Raw genomic sequence first — 17544 nt, 5'->3', positions numbered from 1 at the left:
TAGGATTGCAACTAATATCATCCTATTCATGATTTGAATAATTTTTTGTCTTCATGAAAAATTCTTGCCATATCTCTGGCATCTTTTAAAGCATCAAAAATTACTCTAATTCTTCCTGCTGGATCGACCAGAAAGGCTGTGGTACTGTGATCAACCTGATAATGGGTTTGGTTACCCACATTCTTTGTATAAAAGATAGCCTCTACCTGAAAGGCGTTTTTGAAACGCTCCAGTTCTTCTCCTTCAAAACGTAAATAGGAAATGTCGGTGCCAAAGCTTTTCGTATAATTGGCCAAGATTGCTTCTGTGTCTCTATCCGGATCAACCGTGACAAAAATTCCATTGATATCAATCTGTTCACTAATTGCTGTTTTAACCATCGTGGATAAATTAACAAGTGACATCGGACAGACATCTTTGCAGTGAGTAAATCCGAAAACAATGAGCTTCCACTGACTGGTACCAGTTGTACTAGCTTGTTCGAGGTGAATGATTGTTTCTGGCTGTAATGTTATTGGACGGGATAATGTAATAGTTGCTGCTCTGATATCAGCTTGTACAAGAGTAAGGAATAAGATAGTAATAACTTGAAAATAGTAATTCCGAAAGGCCCTCAATTTCATTCCATCTATTTTTTTCATTAGTCATCCTTAATAACTGTTTTGCATTCATTACTTGTTTTTAAACTGATTCATCCTAATTTTTATCTGATAATTTTTTGGATAAAAGAAGATGAATCAGTTTTCTTTACTACAGCTAGCGAAGACCACCGGCAGTACAAATACCATGCGGTTTGGTTAGGCCATCATTCGGTCCCCAGGCTTTGACAACAGTATCTGTCTCTGTATCTATTTTGAGTACATAACCTGAAACCCAGCTTGCGACTATCAGAAAACGATTATCCGGTGTCGGGCTGATTGTGTGAGCTACTGCATATCCGTTGGGTAGCTCCCGGCCAGGTTTAAGTCTTTTCAGGAATCGTGGCTTGTTACGATCAGTCAGATCAAATACAGAAATGTATCCGTCATTGGCAAACGTGAAATCAAGTGAATCTTCTTCTGCGATATAGAGTTTGCCATTGACTACTGCAAGATCAGAAGGAGAACGGAAAATACCTGCCCCATTTGCATTATTGGTATGGTTAATAATCTTCTTTGCGGTGCCCTCTAATGTATCAAGTAACCACACGCTGGGAGGGATAATCTGCTTAGTATTAACAGAAGTAAGCGAGGTCTTATCAAGCTGCATAGAAGCAGTCACAGCATATCGTTCATCCAGCCAATATACAAAGTGGGTAAATGCCGCGTGCCGTTCTTCATCACCCAGCTTGATCTGTCCTATCGTTTGCAGCTCCCCTGTTTGTCTATTAGGTTTATAGACGTCGATAAGACTGTTATCAAAGAAATAGCCAGTTCCAAGACCAATTGTTCCTGATTTATTAAACATGATGCCGTGCGTTTGTTCCGTATAATCAGGGATGACAATAGGATCCACGCCACTTACAAGTTCATTTGTTTTATGGTTGAAGACACGCACTCTATCTGAAGTAAGTTCAGTTAGATAAACAAAATCTGAGTAAGGCAGAATTGTGGGGCCATGTATCTGTGTTGTTCCCCTCCCTACCAACCAGTGAGGGATATTTTGGACATTGTTGACAGGTTCAACAAACGGAAACTCTGCTGGTGTTCCTGGATTATCTATAGCTATTGTAGCTTCTACTTCAAGTGAAGTTGTTCCTGCATCCCAGTTAATATCTTTTACTTTCAGTATGACAATGTAAGCAGAATGTTCTGCTGTGTTATCAGTTGTGATTAAAATCTTATCACCTTCTGGAAATACAAGCGTATGCTGTAATGGAACATTTCCTGGCCACCCGAAGAGACTTGTTGGTTCGACGGTAATCAGCTTGTCTTTATCGTAGTTAAAGAGATAAATCAACCCGGAGTGATAATCTATTGCGGTTGCTACAGGTTGCAGATAATTGTTGTAAACATCGAGATACTGATATGTCGGTAATGGTTTTGGATGATTTTTTGCGGCGAGGATTACTGTTGAAGATAATGAGAATGTACATATTATTACTAATAAAACACCTTTGATCCAGTTGCTTGAAATCATTTATAAGCTCTTTTTTATGTTGTTTAAATAGGTTTCAAAGTAGCTAAAATTAGCCAAATGCAGAGATGTAGTAAATCAATATAAAAATATTACATTGATGAATAGCCGCGTAAAGAAGGATATTTAGTCGGTTGCGCAGATTATTTTTACGTGATTGCAACACTTTTAATAAGTATCATCTATAAGCCTGAGATGCTGCACTTACACATGAGATAATTAGATGTAGCTGCGGAAATCAATTGTCTGACGAGCGGTGGAATAATCTAATAATAATAATTAGTGTTACTGAATTCTGACATTTCGTGCAGTTGTCTATTAAAATAACATCAGTTATAAAAAATATTGAGAGTAAAAAAAGTTACTGTCCTATTTTTCCACTGAAAGAAATATAATGAAAATATCGTTTATAGTATTTCTTGTAAGTTCTTTATGCTGATGTAGCAAACACAAATGTAGATTATTGGGCGCCTCGAAAAATATCGACTCGCCCCTTCTTGGTCGACTTGGTAAAATTACGCTGTCCTGAAACCCGTTCTTCTCTTGTCGATAAAATCACATAGCCCCCTGTTCGACGGCGTCTCCGCGCAGCTTCTCCAGCAGGGGTTTCATCGCGCGCGGCAGTCAGATCATCGACGCCACGTTGGTGCCGGCGCCCAAGCAGCACAGCAGCGATGACGATGGTGGCGACTTGCTACAATCTGAAGCGTTGCTCTACTTTGGGGAGACAGGAATCAAGGCACTTTGATACCCGAAATGGGCCGAATCGCCAATGTCCAGGACGATTCGGGGTAAAAACGGCGATTTGTCATGAGACTAGAACCGAATTCGGTCGCGGCCATCATTTCGCGGCAAGATTTACTGAAAACCTCGGGTTATTCGAGGTGTCCTATAATGTAACTAGCTGCTTTCTGAAAACGTCTAGTGATTCATGTCCTATTGATGGTTGAAACGTCTCCTCCCTCAAAGGAGGGATTGATGCTTTAAGCATATTTGCAGGCTTATCTTGCGGGTTAAATAGATAGTATAATTCTTGGCATTTTTTCAACACACCAGCTGCATCAAGATCCTTATTCTCTGCCTTTACCGTGAGTTGATATACTGATATGAAATCATTCAGAGATACCTTTTTCATATCCACGATTGATCTGTAGAGTACAAAAGCACTTACCTTATCGCATTTACTTTTCAATTGCTTGGATGTAACTGAACGCGACCAGCCAGCAAAATCAAGGCGAATCATAGACACGCCTTCAAGAATCGCACAGTATCTTATAATCTCACTTTCAGAACCCTCTGCTGAACCAAATAAAATATCAACAAAGCCAGATACCATGGTATTAACGGCTGATGTAGTATCTCCCGATACAAAGCCCTTAATGGAGTCATTAACAACACTGCTGATGTTTTTTGCGTTATCTGATGTGTAGGCTTTTGTCTGATAGATGAAGGATTGTATAGATGAGATAGGGAACGTTTTATCAGTCCCTTGACCCGCACCTAATAGACTCGTATTAATTTTTTCCGCGTAGTACTGAGACTTGGCCTGTCCAAGAGCCATAAGAGAATCAAGATGAGCTGAACATTCATCTCTCAGAGCACCGCTCGCATCTTCGCCAATTAATGCCTTTGTAATTGCTGCCATAATTTATTTTCCTTAAAATACCAGGTATTTATTTGTCATGTGATCGTAACAATACATCATGATGGTTGGTACACGTCCATACGTAATTTGGAGTATCTCCGTTACCTAACTCTCTCCTTAAATCTCGTAAGTTTTTCCCCCAGTAGGAACACCCTGCGAGCTTTTATAGATACCTTCTTCGACGTCGCTCTCAGGAATGTGATTAAACGTTGCATAATTTGATTTGGCTGCTGCAGTGAAAGCTCCTGATTCTTCGTGACTCGGATGAGGTTGGCTTTGCTTTCGATAGTACGTAATTTTTATCGTGTTGGGGGAGGTCATAGGTTGAGTCATATAAAGTGCCATAATGTTTTCCATAAATAACTTCGAGGCCAACCAGTTGCTGAATCGTATTTCAATATGAACCTCGAAAAGGTTGATCAATTTTAAAAACAGATGTGACAACGTAGATGGGTTTAATAATTTTTAAACTGGCGTAAGTGAGAATAAGGTATGGACGGAATAGTCAAAGTATGAAATAGCGCCAGTATTGCAGGTTATTTATCCAGTTCATGAATACACGGATTCGTTCCCCTCTATTTTCGTCGCAGAAAATTCAATGCCGGGTCAGCGCCATGACATCAAAGGCGTCAAGGAGCTGATCACTGGCATAGATTCTGGCGCCTTGCTGGCAGACAAAACGTTTGATGCAAAACTGGTTGATTCAAACGTTACAGCAGCGAGACTATCACGTGGTGATCTCTCAGATGAGTCGACGCAAAAATCCTCTGGCCATTGATTCGGAGATATACAAATGGCGCCATCTCATAAAAAATTTCTTTGGAAAACGCAAAGAGTTCAAGCGTATTGCTTTTCGCAGCGACAAGACCGGCTGCAGCTTCTCATCAGCCATTTATCTGGTATCCGCTGTCATCAACTCCAGGTGAATCTCAGCAGGCCCTGATGTCTTCCAGATATATTAATTAGTAAGATGAGCATTTTTTGGGTTACCGTGGCGTTATTTTGTAAAATCTTCAGCGCTGAAGCAGCCCATCTCTTCGTCACCTTTGTGACTGCGGACGTAGCGCAGCAAGTTTCTGCTGATACAAAGGCTAAATCTCGATATGCTGCGAATACAATCTTGATATGAGCTGATTTTTGAAGCTTTTCGATATAGGAACCTGTTCAATATCTCACTGAAGAGCGCATTACGGCGTTGAAATTGAACTCAAAATGCTCACATACTTCAAGTATGCTCTGCTTTCTCGTTCAATTTTGCCTTGTATTGCATCTCTTGATCGAGATCTTGAACAGGTTCTAAGAATGGTAGTGAGGCAGTTCAGGATGGCTGGACTGGTTGGTATGAGGGTAGGCAAAAGAACATTTCTTTCAGATCTTATCTGTAGTAGTGTTTTTGTGCCGATATGATGATGGAGTAAAGTGATGGAAGTCAAATGAATAATCTGGAGGAAGTTCAGGGTATTGATGAACAGATTGCAGCGCTGCAAGCTAGGAAAAAGGAGCTGCTCGAAAATAAGCGTAAAGAGGTGCTTAAAGAAATCAAACGGGCTATTCAGATTTACGGTTTTACCGTGAATGAATTGGGCTTGTCGGGTAGCAGCAAAAAACGTCAGCCGAGGTATGCCAATCCGAATGATCCAGATCAAACCTGGGGTGGTGGCGCCAGGCCAAAGTGGTTGAAGGAATATATGGCCAGAGGCGGCAAGCTGGAAGATTGTCTGATCAAGAAAAATTGAGTGCTTCATGCATGAATTGCGGTGAAGTGGCGGATGGATAAATCTGGATCAGCTTTTCTGCCCCGCATTCTTTTTTTTAATGTGAACGGTTCCGGTATGGGGCATTTGAACCGTTGTCTCGCCTATGCTCGTCAGTTGCGTGAACAGGTTTGTCCTGTTTTCTTTTCTTTGAGTTCTGCTATTGAAATCATCGAAGAGATGGGATTCAAAGCAGATTATTTTGTTTCACACAATTGGTCTCGTGCAAGTTCGTCAGAATGGAATCGTGAGCTGTGTCTTCGCCTTGGCCTGATGCTGGAGCGTGTTCGTCCAGCAGCTGTTGTTTTTGATGGTACTTGGCCCTATCAGGGATTTATTCACGCTTGTAGAGAATACGGTAAAGCAAAAATTATCTGGTCGTATCGGGGGTTACACCAGGCCGATAAGATTAAGCCATTTTTGTATCCAGACATGTTTAGCATGATTATTCGGCCGGGCGAGGTGGGTGATGAATTCAGTTTTGAGGATGGTGATTTTGGCTGTCCACAAGTGCGTGTCCCGCCAGTTTGTGTATTAAAAGATGATGAGCTGCTGGATAAAGTGCAGGCCAGAGAAGCCATGGGGTTAAGCGAGAATGGACGCTACGCCTTATTTTCCCTGGGTGCCGGTAACATCAACGATGTTGAAGGTGTTGGGGTCGGTTTGATACAGCAGTTACAGAATGCGGGTTTTGAAGTTATTTGGGCGAATAATCCCATATCGGTTAAGGATGTTGTACTGCCGGAGGGTGTGCGGCCGGTTTCAGCATATCCTCTGGTTCGCTATTTACGCGCTTTCGATGTATTTATCGGGGCATCGGGTTATAACACGTGCTGCGAGATTGTTCAGGCTCAAGTACCTGCACTGTTGGTGCCGAATACAGATACGAAGCTGGATGATCAGAATCGGCGTGCGTATTTGGTGGCCAGGCATGCACCTATTATTGTTTCCAGGTGTGGAAACGAAAGTGAGAGGGAGGCTTCCGTTAGGGAGCTGCTGCAACTGGCAGGTATGCATATAGATCGCAAGTACTTGGTTCCAATGAATGGTGCTGCACTCGCGGCGGATACGATTCTTGCATTGGCGAATCGTTAAGATTATGTATGCGCTCATTGAAGAAACCCGGAGATTGAGACGCCAGTTGGCGGAGCTGGCTGATAACCCGGAATGGGCATTACTGGTGCGCTACGAACTATTGCCACAAAAGCCTTCCCCGGTGTGGCACCGGCGATTTAGCCAGCGAATGGGGCGATTGCTGCGCGTATCGGGATTGAGCCGTTCTTACTATCTTCGGCAGCGGTGGCGTACGGATTTGAAATATACAGGCGATTTGTCAGATGCCCGGACTTTGTTGATATGGGCCGAGGGCGCTGATCCTCAGCAAATACGCGAGTATTGCAATGGGTTTCAGCACTTGCTGACGGGGCGTGAAGATTTGTCGCCAGTATTAGTGACAGATGTAACCGATTTTGCTTTTTATTCACGCTTGGGGTGGCTGGTGGAATACCTCTCAGAACTGAGTGGTGAAGGAGCATCTTATCGGGAAAGAAAACGCCGTCACCTGGCCTGGCGGTATCGGGATGCTTTAGTAGTACCAGTAGCTGCGGGGTTATTGAATCCGCAGGAATGGCAGGAAATACTACATTTGAATTTTGGATAATGAATGCTTGGTAAAAATCGCTATCTGATGCTGACGGTGGATACGGAGGCTCTTCCCAGGCGAGCTTCGCAGGATCACGTCAAACGGTTGATGTGGGGTGAGCATGAGAATGGTACGGCAGGGATCCGTGAAATGGCGGCCATCGGTGATGAATTCGGTGCTAAACATATCTATTTCGTAGATTTGTGTGGGGCCTATTCCTATCTGGGCGAAACTCTGGAGGTGGTTCGTTGGCTGGATGCGATGGGGCAGGATGTGCAGCTGCATACGCATCCGGAATACTTGCCCAAGAGTTTCTGGGATGAGTATGGCTATGACAGCAAACCCCAGTACATGAATCAGTACCGGGATGATGCACGCGCGGAATTCGTGATACAGCATTTTGGGGGGCTGATTTTTCCAAGATTACCAGCAAGCCTGTACTGGCTCACCGGGCTGGTTCTTTTCGCTGGAATGCTCATGCAATCCGCGCCTTACACTCGGCGGGTATCCCGTTGTCCTTTAATAACTCCATGTGTGCTGTACGTGCTGGACAGTGTGTGTATAGCGTGCCGACCAATCAGCCATTTGCCTGGTCCAATGGTGTGATTGAAATTCCCATGACGGAGAAGGCCATTTTCCCCAAGGTGGGCAAGGATCAGTGGTGGGCGCGCTTGACGTACCCCGAATCCAGCTATTTTCATTTCAGCCCTTGGTGGGGGCGGTTATTGTTCAATATGTTCAGTAATAACCCGGATTTTGCTGTGTTGCTATTACATTCCTGGTCTTTATTGTATTGGGATGAAAATGGTCACGGGGTGTACAAGGATGATGCGCGCATTGAAGGGTACCGCAAACTATTGAAACGATTGAGTAAGGACTACGAAATTATCACTACGGCAGACTTTCTGGATTTGTATGCGCGTGGGATAATCACGACACCTGATGAGGTGGATTTGTCTTTAGCAGAATGGCTGCCGCCGCTATCTGTAAAAAAGAAAGCTGGTTAGGCATGACGCCAAACTTGTTGCAATCCTGTGTTGTTGAGCCCTGGTTGGCATTCAGTCGGCAAGTAACTTGTCGCTCCCTTGGTTGGCGGTTACATGCGGCGGCAGCCCGGCCGAGTTATGCAGCGGAGCAAGGTAGTCTATTGTATGTTGCTGCCAGTGCCAGGCCTTATCACATCAGCGGTTATACCACCCGTACCCACGAGGTGATGCGTGCGCTGCGTGATGTTGGTGTTCGGGTCCATGCATACACAAGGCCAGGTTATCCGTGGGATCGTAAGGATCGTCTGTGTGATGCGATGGGCAATGAGATAGTGATAGACGATATACGTTATGGCCATGCAACAACCCCCGCGAATAATCGACCCGTGCTGCTGTACGCTCTGCAAGGTGCAAAAACAGTGGTAAAACTGGCCAGGCAGCATCGGGTGGCTGTGATTCATGCTGCCTCCAATCATGTCAGTGCTTTGCCGGCATTACTGGCTGCCCGGCAATTGGGTATTCCCTTTCACTACGAAATGCGCGGATTGTGGGAGCTGACTCGTATATCACGCCAACCTGATTTTAAGGGCTCGCAGGCTTATCGGCAGGGATTGGCACTGGAGGAGCTGGTGGCTTGTCATGCGGATCAGCTTTTCGTTATTTCAGAGCAACTTGGCCACTATGTTCAGAAAAACTGGGATGTTTCACCGGAGCGAATCAGGTTGTTGCCTAATTGCGTAGATCCGAAAAGATTTCAGATGGCTGATCCGGTATTGGTGGAGCCGGATACGATTGGTTATGCTGGTTCGTTGATCGGCTATGAGGGCCTGGATATCTTGCTGGAAGCCACAGCCGATCTGCTGAAACAGGGCAGAGCGATCCAGGTGCGCATCGCTGGCGATGGTGAGGCGCGCCAGGATCTGGAAGTGCTGGCGCAACGCTTGGGACTGAGACAGCAGGTGCAATTTCTTGGTCGTATGTCACCCGATAAAGTAAGGGAGATGATTGCCCGCTGTGCCTTGGTCTGTATCCCGCGCAAACCTTACGAGGTGTGTGAAATCGTGCCACCGATCAAGTTGGTGGAAGCGCTGGCCATGGGTAAACCGGTGATTGTGCCGGATTTGCCGGTATTTCGGGATGAAATGGGGGCTGATCTGACGGGTTGGTTTTTCCGATCGGGTGATGTAAAAGATTTGGCGCGAGTGATCCATGAAGCCTTGGCCCGGCCGGATCACTTGAAAAAATTGGGTGTGCGAGCGCGTGACTACGCTGTATCGCAGCGCAACTGGGAGAGATTTATGCCTCCTATTGTTGCATCGCTACCGAGGTGATTGTTGTTGAATAACTTCAGGATTGAAGCGTCATGATTGGCCGTGTCATTCGCGGGATTGGTTCGCTTTATTACAATCATCCGGTGGCGCCAGAGGATGCTGAACTGGAGGGGCCTTTCGCAAAACTCAAGATTGCGCTGGTAGCAGATCATTTCACGACAGACTGTCTCTCCGTGGAATGCCGGGTTATGAGTCTGACACCATCAAATTATCGGGAAATACTTGATACCTGGCAGCCTGATCTGGTGTTTGTAGAATCCGCCTTTCATGGTGCGAAGGGTAGCTGGCGTTATGAGTTGGCAAAGCAGCCGCGTTGGTTGCGATTGAAACAGCCACAAGTCATTTTTAAACTGGTGGAACATGCCCGTTCCCGGGGTATCCCTACGGTATTCTGGAACAAGGATGATGGTGCTTTCTTCGATGCCTTCATCCATGTGGCCAGTGCGTTTGATTTTGTGTTTACAACAGATGAAGCATGCCTTGCGCGCTATCGCCGTGCATTGCCGGCGGGAGTACCCGTAAATGTACTGATGATGCCGTATCAGCCACGCCTCCATGCCTTCGATGGTTTTCATTTTAATCATCATACAGCGTGTTTTATGGGTAGTTATTACCGTCGTATCCTGAATGAGCGCCGCCGTTTTCTTGACATGATGTTCGGTGCAACAGAGCAATCCGGGATGAAGATGCATATATTCGATCGTAATCATGGCCGGTTATCAAATTTTATGGAATTCCGTTTTCCAAGGTATAAACATCTGGAGCTGCATCCTCATGTGATTCATAGTGAGACAGCCCGTGTTTATAAAAGCCATGTGATCTCGCTGAATGTGAATTCAGTAACCGGTTCAGATACCATGGTGTCGCGCCGCCTGCTGGAGATTCTGGCCTGCGGCGGAATTGCAGTCACCAACCCCAGTCGGTCGATTGATCGGTATTTTCGCGATTTTTGTCATGTAGTCAGTACGCTGGAACAGGCATGTGAGCTGTTTACACGTTTGCGCCATGGCCCGTCGGTAGATGACATGGCGCGTGCCGAAGCAGGTGCACGCTATGTACGCAAACATCATACCTGGGCACATCGGTTGGGCGAGCTTGGCAGTATCGTGAAGTTTTAGGATGCTGATGCTGTCTGTGCTTTCCTATGCGACCCAGGCTGTTTTCTTTCTGGTGGTAGTTTGTTTTATTTTGTACGTACTGCTGGAATTGCGTGTACTGGGGATATCGCGCCGTGTTGAACGTCACAAACTGACGGAGCTGGCTTCCCAATTGCCTGGTATGCAGGCGTTGCCTGTCTGGCCGCAGGTCAGCGTGTTGCTGCCTATCTACAATGAAGCAGCAGTGGTGGTGCGTCTGATTGATGCAGTTTGTCGGCTGCAATATCCAATTTCCTCTCTTGAAATTCTGGTGTTGGATGATTCAACAGATAATACTTCAGCGCTTGCCCAGGCACGGATTGACTACCATGCAGATCAGGGAGTTTCGATTCGTTACATCCGGCGCGCGAGCAATGAGGGCTACAAGGCAGGCAATCTGCTGAATGGTATTCGCCAGTCTTCCGGCGAGTTTTACGTGATTTTTGATGCGGATTTTGTGCCGCCGGAAGATTTTTTGCTCAGGATTATTCCTTACTTCCAGGATCCACAGTTGGGGTTTTTGCAAACCGGGATCGGTTATGAAAATCGTGACGTTTCTTTTCTGACCCGCTTTCAGGCCATGGAGATGGGGCACCAGCAGTATGTTACGGTGGGCTTGAGCGAAGATGGAGATATGGCTTCTCTTTCCGGCAGTTCCTGTGTGTGGCGCAGAGCCTGTGTTGAATCTCTGGGAGGATGGAATGCATCAACAGTGACCGAGGATGTGGATTTAGGCTATCGGGCTCAGTTTGGAAACTGGAAATATGCTTATGTGCGTGACGTGGTGTCAATGTCGGTGTTGCCTGAAACGACCAGTGCCTTCCGGGTTCAGCGGGAACGCTGGGGCAGGGGATTGATTCACAGCGCTTTCAAGCATGTGCGACAGATGTTCCGGCAACGTATGCCATTGATGCAGCGTTTGCATGCGATCGCCATGATGTTTTCATCACTGTTGCTGGCGTCCATTTATGTATTGTTGCTGTTGTGTTTGCCACTGAGTTATCTGGTTGATTTTGAAGGATTGGGAATCCATTGGGTAGCTTGGCTTTTTTTTGGTTTTGTGGCGATATGGGGGCTAAATAATGTATTTGCCGCACGTAAGGGAGCTCGCATTGGGGAACAACGGGGTATTTTGCGTACCTTGTGGGAAACCTATCTTTACGTTGCTATGTTTTTGCCCATGGCCTGGTATTACTTTGCTGGTGGAATGCGTGCGTTGTTTGGAGTGCATGGTGATTTTCATCGCACACCCAAGGGGGGAAGCAAAAAAAGTGTTATCAGACCGCCTGTCCATAAAATTTTGTGGATGGGAGATGGATTTTCATTTGGTTATTCTGCAATAACTTTGTGGGTGGCAATCCAGAAGGCAAATTACTTTCTGATTCCGATCAGCGTGACGGCTTGTCTGGGTTTTGGCATGATGCTGGTTGGTTTTTGGCAAGAAGAACGTTCAATCAAATAAATGACTGAGATTAAAAATGATACAGAGATGCCGCAGGAATTCAGGAGAACAATTAACCTGGAGCAGTGTGATAAACGGGTATTGATTACGGGAGCGACCAGTGCAATTGGAGCTGCTCTGGCACAGACCTATGCTCGCCCTGGTGTTATTTTGTATCTGCACGGCCGCCGACAGGATCGTCTGATTCAGGTTGCAGCTGATTGCGCCGCATGTGGTGCCCAGGTGATTACGCAATCACTGGATTTGTGTGATTTGTCAGCTTTGCATGATTGGCTGAAGAATCTGGGTGCGCTGGATGTGGTGATCATTAATGCCGGCATGAATACGCATGTTGGCAGCCAAGGCGAGCCCGAACCTTGGGGTGAGGTGGAAGCTTTGCTAGATGTGAATCTGAAAGCATCCATGCTGATTGCCCAATCTGTTCTACCTGCGATGCGGGAGCGTGGTACGGGTCAGATTGCGTTCATGAGCTCCTTGGCGGGATATTTCGGGTTGCCCATGATCCCTGCCTACAGCGCCAGTAAGGCGGGCATCAAGGCTTATGGAGAAGCGTTGCGTGGCTGGTTGTCCCCCGAGGGCATTCATATCAATGTCATTATGCCCGGGTATGTGGAATCCTCCATGTGCGATGCCATGCCGGGGCCTAAACCCTGGGTATGGTCACCACAGCAGGCGGCTTTGGCAATTCAGCGTGGGCTGGCGCGTGACCAGGCACGCATCAGCTTCCCATTTCCATTGAACTGGGGTACCTGGTGGCTGGCCGTGCTGCCGGCAGCGTTATCGCACCGAATTGTACGCTGGCTGGGCTATGGTGCCTGAGTCGGAATTTATTTCGATATTAGCGGCTTTGCTGACGGGCCTGATGTTGTCGGTGGGGATAGAACAATTCATGATACCCCGTCCGCCATTGCGGCGGCACTGGGCTGCCTGGGCATTACATGGCGGGTTGTGGTTATTGGCTTATGCTCTGATAGTTTTGCTGCTGGGGCGCCCCTGGTTTTCAGCGGCGGTGGTATCGGCATTCCTGCTGATGCTGGTACTGGTGAACAATGCCAAGGTCAATGCACTGCATGAGCCTTTTGTTTTTCAAGATTACGAATATTTCACTGATGCGATTCGTCACCCGCGTCTCTATATCCCGTTTCTGGGCTGGGGCAAGTTTCTCGGTTCAGCTACTGGTTTTGTTCTGGCCGTGGCTATCGGATTCTGGGGTGAATCAACCCCGGCTCAGCGATGGATGTTGTCCGGGCAATTGGGGGCAATTGTTGTAATTTTTTTTCTTGGCTTGTTGCTCTTGCTGGCGGGAAGGCAGAAGAAATTTCCGGTCAGCTTTGATCCGGAGCGGGATGTTTGTGCACTGGGTCTGCTGGCAAGTCTTTGGCGTTATGCTGAAGAGGAGCGCGCACCTTTGGCTGCGGTATCTCCTTTTGGTTTTCATGTGCCCAGAAAGTCCGATAATGACTTGCCGCATCTGGTAGCAGTTCAGAGCGAATCTTTCTTTGATCCGAGGTCACTTTATCCGGGAATTTTTTCTGGAGTGCTTGCCGAATTTGATCGCCTTAAGGGTGACGCTGTGGCCTATGGAAAATTGAAAGTTCCCGCCTGGGGAGCCAATACGGTACGTACCGAGTTTGCCTTTCTTTCCGGAATTGGCGATGACAAGCTGGGCGTTCATCGTTTTAACCCTTATCGGGCGATTGCGGCTGCCAGTGATGTGTCATCACTGGCAGCATATCTGAAATGCCTGGGTTATCGCACAATTTGTATACATCCTTATCCGGCAAGTTTTTATCGGCGCAATCGAGTGTATCCGCGCCTGAATTTTGACGAATTTCTGGACATACGTACCTTTGACAGGACGCAGCGCTATGGCCCTTATATTAGCGACGCTGCCGTGACTACAAAGATTATGGATGTGCTGACAAAGGCTCGGGAGCCGGTGTTCATTTTTGCCATCACTATGGAAAATCATGGACCTCTACATCTTGAGCGTGTAGCGCCTTCCGATATCAATGAGTTATATTCCATGCCGCCGCCACCTGGTTGCGACGATTTGACGATCTACCTGCGTCATATGCGTAACGCTGATCAAATGGTCGCCGACTTACGCCGAGGGTTAGAACAATGCGAGCGCCCGGCTAGTTTGTGTTGGTATGGCGATCATGTCCCAATCATGCCCGTTGTATATAAAATCTTCGGCAAACCTGGCCGAGATGTGGAGTACGTATGCTGGAGCAACCAGCACAAGATGCAATCCCGGCACAATAATATTGATGCAAATGATTTGGCGGTGCATTGGCTTCGGGCAATTGACCTTATCAAATCCGATCATCACTGATCTGATAATTTTCAATTTATGTTTTTCACTGCTATCTGTAGATAAGGTGGAAGAAGCATGATTTTGACATGCCGGGATTTAAGCGTAAAATCAAATTATTAAAGTTTAATTGTACGGGATGGACAAATTCTGAAAACAAAATTAAATGATTTGTTTATACCGGAGCAGTTGCAACAAGTTTATTCCCTGCGGTGTTTGTTAAGGCTTGCGTTCTTTGAACCAATTCTTTGTATCTGGCTGCTAGCCAATGGTCGCTGTTGTGCGCACTCTGTTTACAGAGCGCGCCTGATGCGGCCGGCGGGCGGCCACTCTTGAACCTGTGGTTCAAGATAGCAGCCTGACGGCACTCGCGGGGATCCTCTTAGTCAGAAGTTTTGATTCTCTTTAAGTTTTACCTGTAAAAGCATGCGTTTCTGGCTGATGAAATCCGAACCATCGGAAATGAGTATCGATGGATTAGCTGCGAGACCGGAACAAACCGTTGCCTGGGATGGCGTACGCAATTATCAGGCACGTAATTTCATGCGTAACCAGATGCAGGTGGGTGATCTGGTTCTTTTCTATCACTCAAGCTGCCCCGAGCCGGGGATTGCTGGTGTTGCGGAAGTTTCCCGGCTTGCCTACCCTGATGAAACACAGTTCGATCCCGTCAGTAAATATTTCGATCCGAAAGCTACACGCGAAAATCCACGCTGGTTCAATGTTGAAATCCGGTTGGTCAGAAAAACCCGGCTGCTTTCCCTTAAAGAGTTAAGAAGCCACCCTGAACTGGCAGGGATGCGCATCCTGCAAAAGGGCAATCGGCTGTCCATTACCCCTGTTGATCCGGCGGAATGGAAGTTCATCGAGGCAAAGCTGTGAGCAGTGATGCTGCCGTATATTTGCCTGTTCCCGACATTTCTAGGCTTGCTTAAAACTACCGACGAGGTATCCCTGGCATGGAAGCATGGCTGGTTTACCTACTGACAGGTGGAATAGTCGGTTTTCTTGCCGGGTTGCTGGGTATTGGCGGTGGCCTGGTGATGGTGCCGGTGCTGGCTTCCATTTTCATATCTTTGGGCTTCCCGGATGACCGTGTTTTGCACATGGCGCTGGGAACGACAACAGCAATTATTACCCTGACCTCAATTTCCAGTTTGCGTGCACATCATGCCCATGGTGCAGTGAACTGGTGGATTGTGCGCTACATTTCTCCCGGGATTGTCGCTGGTGCACTGGCCGGTTCAACTTTAGCCAGCCATCTTTCAAGCCAAATATTGAGTATTATTCTTGTCTTGTTTATCAGTTTTGCAGCCACACGGATGTGGTTTAACCTCAAACCAGGCAAAAATTATACGTTGCCGGGAAAAATCGGCATGTTTGCTGCAGGCGGTGTAATTGGCGCAATATCCGGCCTGGTGTCTATCGGGGGCGGGATGCTGACGGTACCTTTTCTTGTGGCTTGTCAGATAAGGTTACATCATGCCATTGGAACGGCTGCTGCAGTCGGATTTCCAGTAGCGTTAGCCAGTGCGGCAGGTTATGCTGCCAATGGTTTGTTGCAAAATCAGCAACTGCCGGATTATTCATTAGGATATATTTATCTGCCCGCGCTGATTATAGTGGCGCTGACGAGTATAGTAACTGCGCCGCTGGGAGCCAGAACAGCATATATTCTTCCGGCAGCATCACTCCGGAAAATTTTTGCAGGTCTGCTTTATTTGCTGGGAGTTAAACTTTTACTGGATTTCTGGAATTAACAGATTTTCAATCATCAGAAAATTTTTTCAGATTATGACTGACACTTTGTTGAAAAGCGGGCTAACGGATATTCCGGAATATTTCGAGCGGAAGATGCTGCATGATGAACTGAATGCGGATGTCTATGAGCTGGTTAATATTCCGTTGCAGCTTTCTCATCTGGTCCTGCTCTCTGATAGGCAGTGGGTGAACAGGGAGCGCGGGCTGGTTATTGAGTTGTGCAAACATTTCGATATCCGGATTCTCAATGGCGCTTTTGATCAATTAAGTGTTGAGTTGGGTGATTTTCATCTGCGCTGGGAACGGCATACAGAATACTCTACCTATACGTTCTACAGGGAAGGCCCGTTTGATGAGCCCTTTGCCCAGCCAGCCATTGCGTATGTTCCGCAGGAATGGCTGGCGAAATTACCTGGAGAATTGCTGGTTGCAACGCATATTGTGTTGGAAGATCGCAGGCGCCCCGGCCGCAGTATGAGTGAACTGGCTACCTTGTTTTCATCCAATACCGTCATCGGCTCTAAAGTCTCGGCAGGCAGCGCCAGTGTTTGGAGTGATAACCAGATCCATCCGGACGGGTTTACCCGTTTTCTGGTGCACGATGATAACTTGCGCAGTCGCCAGGTTGGCAGGCTGGTACAGCGGTTGCTGGAAATTGAAACTTATCGCATGCTTACCATCTTGCCATTGTCCATGACGCGCGAAATCATTCCTCAGTTGGAGCAATACGGAGACCAGCTGATAGAGTTGATGACGACCAACGCCACACCCAATTCGATTGAGGATGAACAGCAGTCGTTGGTGAAGCTGACTGCGCTGGCCACAGAGATCGAAAGAATATCAGCTCAATCCAGTCATCGTTTCAGTGCATCACATACCTATCACATCATCATGCAGCAGCGGATTACCGAGCTGCGTGAGGAACGAATTGAAGGCCTGCAAATGCTGTATGAATTCAGAAAGCAGCGGGTCACCTCTGCCATGAGCACCTTTGATCTGGTGCGATCTAAACTTGATACGCTGTCATTGCGTGTGGAGCGGGCCACTTCCATGCTGCGTACACGGGTGGATATTTCGATGGAATCACAGATTCGTGATTTGCTCAAATCGATGGATGCCCGGGCCTACCTGCAACTGCGGCTGCAGGAAACTGTGGAAGGGCTGTCAGTGGTTGTATTGAGCTACTATCTGCTCGGCATCACGGGATATGGTCTGCGAGCCGCCAAAGCAGCAGGATTGGATATTGACATAGAGCTGATGACCGGTATTGCGATTCCAATTGTCTTGACAATCGTGTTTTTTGCTATCCGGAGATTTCGCCGGATAGTGAGTAAAGCTACCTCAAGATCTGCTTCCAGTAGCGGAAAAAAAGGTGCCTGATGTAAAACTTACGGA

The 17544-nt window shown here is 47.0% G+C and carries 19 protein-coding genes and 1 other RNA gene; 15 read left to right on the top strand and 5 right to left on the bottom strand.

Features of this window, described 5'->3' with window-relative positions; genetic code table 11:
• Positions 1-26: 26 nt before the first annotated feature.
• The 5 genes from ACZ5EJ_RS09310 to ACZ5EJ_RS09290 all read right to left on the bottom strand — a co-directional run bounded on the left by ACZ5EJ_RS09310 (position 27) and on the right by ACZ5EJ_RS09290 (position 4117).
• A complete protein-coding gene (locus tag ACZ5EJ_RS09310; RefSeq protein WP_011635012.1) occupies positions 27-641 on the bottom strand; it encodes an SCO family protein in 615 nt (204 codons plus the stop codon).
• 115 nt (positions 642-756) lie between these two features.
• Positions 757-2118 (bottom strand): YncE family protein, encoded by a 1362-nt coding sequence (locus ACZ5EJ_RS09305; protein ID WP_011635011.1) that lies wholly within the window; start codon positions 2116-2118, stop codon positions 757-759.
• A 457-nt stretch (positions 2119-2575) separates the two neighbouring features.
• Positions 2576-2782, bottom strand: a complete 207-nt coding sequence (locus tag ACZ5EJ_RS09300; RefSeq protein ID WP_373605817.1) for a hypothetical protein — start codon at positions 2780-2782, stop codon at positions 2576-2578.
• A 222-nt stretch (positions 2783-3004) separates the two neighbouring features.
• The gene (locus ACZ5EJ_RS09295) at positions 3005-3760 is read right to left on the bottom strand and encodes a hypothetical protein (protein ID WP_011635010.1); all 756 of its coding nucleotides are present in this window, start codon (positions 3758-3760) and stop codon (positions 3005-3007) included.
• A gap of 117 nt (positions 3761-3877) precedes the next feature.
• On the bottom strand, positions 3878-4117 hold the full coding sequence (locus ACZ5EJ_RS09290; RefSeq protein WP_204987609.1) for a hypothetical protein: 240 nt from the start codon (positions 4115-4117) through the stop codon (positions 3878-3880).
• 241 nt (positions 4118-4358) lie between these two features.
• Here ACZ5EJ_RS09290 and ACZ5EJ_RS09285 point away from each other — a divergent pair, with 241 nt between their 5' ends.
• The 15 genes from ACZ5EJ_RS09285 (at position 4359) to ACZ5EJ_RS09215 (ending at position 17529) form a co-directional block, all read left to right on the top strand.
• A complete protein-coding gene (locus ACZ5EJ_RS09285) occupies positions 4359-4538 on the top strand; it encodes a hypothetical protein (protein WP_082211265.1) in 180 nt (59 codons plus the stop codon).
• Between the two features lie 655 nt (positions 4539-5193).
• A complete protein-coding gene (locus ACZ5EJ_RS09280; protein ID WP_011635008.1) occupies positions 5194-5496 on the top strand; it encodes an H-NS histone family protein in 303 nt (100 codons plus the stop codon).
• A 33-nt stretch (positions 5497-5529) separates the two neighbouring features.
• Positions 5530-6609, top strand: a complete 1080-nt coding sequence (locus ACZ5EJ_RS09275) for a glycosyltransferase (RefSeq protein WP_011635007.1) — start codon at positions 5530-5532, stop codon at positions 6607-6609.
• Complete coding sequence (locus tag ACZ5EJ_RS09270; RefSeq protein WP_464556984.1) at positions 6590-7174, top strand: hypothetical protein; 585 nt, start codon at positions 6590-6592, stop codon at positions 7172-7174. The genes ACZ5EJ_RS09275 and ACZ5EJ_RS09270 overlap by 20 nt, the downstream gene beginning before the upstream one ends.
• A 3-nt stretch (positions 7175-7177) precedes the next feature.
• Positions 7178-7762 (top strand): polysaccharide deacetylase family protein, encoded by a 585-nt coding sequence (locus ACZ5EJ_RS09265; RefSeq protein ID WP_204987551.1) that lies wholly within the window; start codon positions 7178-7180, stop codon positions 7760-7762.
• Positions 7723-8163, top strand: a complete 441-nt coding sequence (locus ACZ5EJ_RS09260; RefSeq protein ID WP_204987550.1) for a polysaccharide deacetylase family protein — start codon at positions 7723-7725, stop codon at positions 8161-8163. The genes ACZ5EJ_RS09265 and ACZ5EJ_RS09260 overlap by 40 nt, the downstream gene beginning before the upstream one ends.
• 2 nt (positions 8164-8165) lie before the next feature.
• Entirely contained in the window at positions 8166-9473 is a 1308-nt protein-coding gene (locus ACZ5EJ_RS09255; RefSeq protein WP_464556983.1) for a glycosyltransferase, read from the top strand.
• Positions 9474-9505: 32 nt separating this feature from the next.
• Positions 9506-10591, top strand: a complete 1086-nt coding sequence (locus tag ACZ5EJ_RS09250; protein ID WP_464556982.1) for a CgeB family protein — start codon at positions 9506-9508, stop codon at positions 10589-10591.
• 1 nt (position 10592) lies between these two features.
• Positions 10593-12071 (top strand): glycosyltransferase, encoded by a 1479-nt coding sequence (locus ACZ5EJ_RS09245; RefSeq protein ID WP_464556981.1) that lies wholly within the window; start codon positions 10593-10595, stop codon positions 12069-12071.
• On the top strand, positions 12072-12890 hold the full coding sequence (locus ACZ5EJ_RS09240; protein ID WP_464556979.1) for an SDR family NAD(P)-dependent oxidoreductase: 819 nt from the start codon (positions 12072-12074) through the stop codon (positions 12888-12890).
• Entirely contained in the window at positions 12880-14409 is a 1530-nt protein-coding gene (locus ACZ5EJ_RS09235) for an LTA synthase family protein (protein WP_464556978.1), read from the top strand. Before ACZ5EJ_RS09240 ends, ACZ5EJ_RS09235 begins: the two co-directional genes overlap by 11 nt.
• A gap of 180 nt (positions 14410-14589) precedes the next feature.
• Positions 14590-14769: non-coding RNA, 6S RNA (gene ssrS, locus ACZ5EJ_RS09230), on the top strand.
• 45 nt (positions 14770-14814) lie between these two features.
• Positions 14815-15270: an EVE domain-containing protein gene (locus ACZ5EJ_RS09225; protein WP_464556977.1), complete on the top strand. Its 456-nt coding sequence runs from the start codon at positions 14815-14817 to the stop codon at positions 15268-15270.
• Between the two features lie 77 nt (positions 15271-15347).
• On the top strand, positions 15348-16148 hold the full coding sequence (locus ACZ5EJ_RS09220) for a sulfite exporter TauE/SafE family protein (RefSeq protein ID WP_464556975.1): 801 nt from the start codon (positions 15348-15350) through the stop codon (positions 16146-16148).
• 34 nt (positions 16149-16182) lie between these two features.
• Positions 16183-17529 (top strand): DUF3422 family protein, encoded by a 1347-nt coding sequence (locus ACZ5EJ_RS09215; RefSeq protein ID WP_074455792.1) that lies wholly within the window; start codon positions 16183-16185, stop codon positions 17527-17529.
• Positions 17530-17544: the final 15 nt, after the last annotated feature.

It is taken from the genome of Nitrosomonas sp. TNE100 (genome assembly GCF_055387135.1).
Note: the sequence above shows the minus strand (reverse complement) of the source record. Positions and strands in the feature narration are given on the sequence as shown.

Bases quoted from the DNA above. Each gene is read 5' to 3' on its own strand.
- ACZ5EJ_RS09255 (WP_464556983.1), top strand. From the start codon at position 8,166: ATGACGCCAAACTTGTTGCAATCCTGTGTTGTTGAGCCCTGGTTGGCA.
- ACZ5EJ_RS09305 (WP_011635011.1), bottom strand. From the start codon at position 2,118: ATGATTTCAAGCAACTGGATCAAAGGTGTTTTATTAGTAATAATATGT.
- ACZ5EJ_RS09265 (WP_204987551.1), top strand. From the start codon at position 7,178: ATGCTTGGTAAAAATCGCTATCTGATGCTGACGGTGGATACGGAGGCT.
- ACZ5EJ_RS09290 (WP_204987609.1), bottom strand. From the start codon at position 4,117: ATGGAAAACATTATGGCACTTTATATGACTCAACCTATGACCTCCCCC.
- ACZ5EJ_RS09240 (WP_464556979.1), top strand. From the start codon at position 12,072: ATGACTGAGATTAAAAATGATACAGAGATGCCGCAGGAATTCAGGAGA.
- ACZ5EJ_RS09275 (WP_011635007.1), top strand. From the start codon at position 5,530: ATGGATAAATCTGGATCAGCTTTTCTGCCCCGCATTCTTTTTTTTAAT.
- ACZ5EJ_RS09280 (WP_011635008.1), top strand. From the start codon at position 5,194: ATGAATAATCTGGAGGAAGTTCAGGGTATTGATGAACAGATTGCAGCG.
- ACZ5EJ_RS09235 (WP_464556978.1), top strand. From the start codon at position 12,880: ATGGTGCCTGAGTCGGAATTTATTTCGATATTAGCGGCTTTGCTGACG.
- ACZ5EJ_RS09220 (WP_464556975.1), top strand. From the start codon at position 15,348: ATGGAAGCATGGCTGGTTTACCTACTGACAGGTGGAATAGTCGGTTTT.
- ACZ5EJ_RS09310 (WP_011635012.1), bottom strand. From the start codon at position 641: ATGAAAAAAATAGATGGAATGAAATTGAGGGCCTTTCGGAATTACTAT.
- ACZ5EJ_RS09285 (WP_082211265.1), top strand. From the start codon at position 4,359: ATGCCGGGTCAGCGCCATGACATCAAAGGCGTCAAGGAGCTGATCACT.
- ACZ5EJ_RS09225 (WP_464556977.1), top strand. From the start codon at position 14,815: ATGCGTTTCTGGCTGATGAAATCCGAACCATCGGAAATGAGTATCGAT.
- ACZ5EJ_RS09245 (WP_464556981.1), top strand. From the start codon at position 10,593: ATGCTGATGCTGTCTGTGCTTTCCTATGCGACCCAGGCTGTTTTCTTT.
- ACZ5EJ_RS09215 (WP_074455792.1), top strand. From the start codon at position 16,183: ATGACTGACACTTTGTTGAAAAGCGGGCTAACGGATATTCCGGAATAT.
- ACZ5EJ_RS09295 (WP_011635010.1), bottom strand. From the start codon at position 3,760: ATGGCAGCAATTACAAAGGCATTAATTGGCGAAGATGCGAGCGGTGCT.
- ACZ5EJ_RS09250 (WP_464556982.1), top strand. From the start codon at position 9,506: ATGATTGGCCGTGTCATTCGCGGGATTGGTTCGCTTTATTACAATCAT.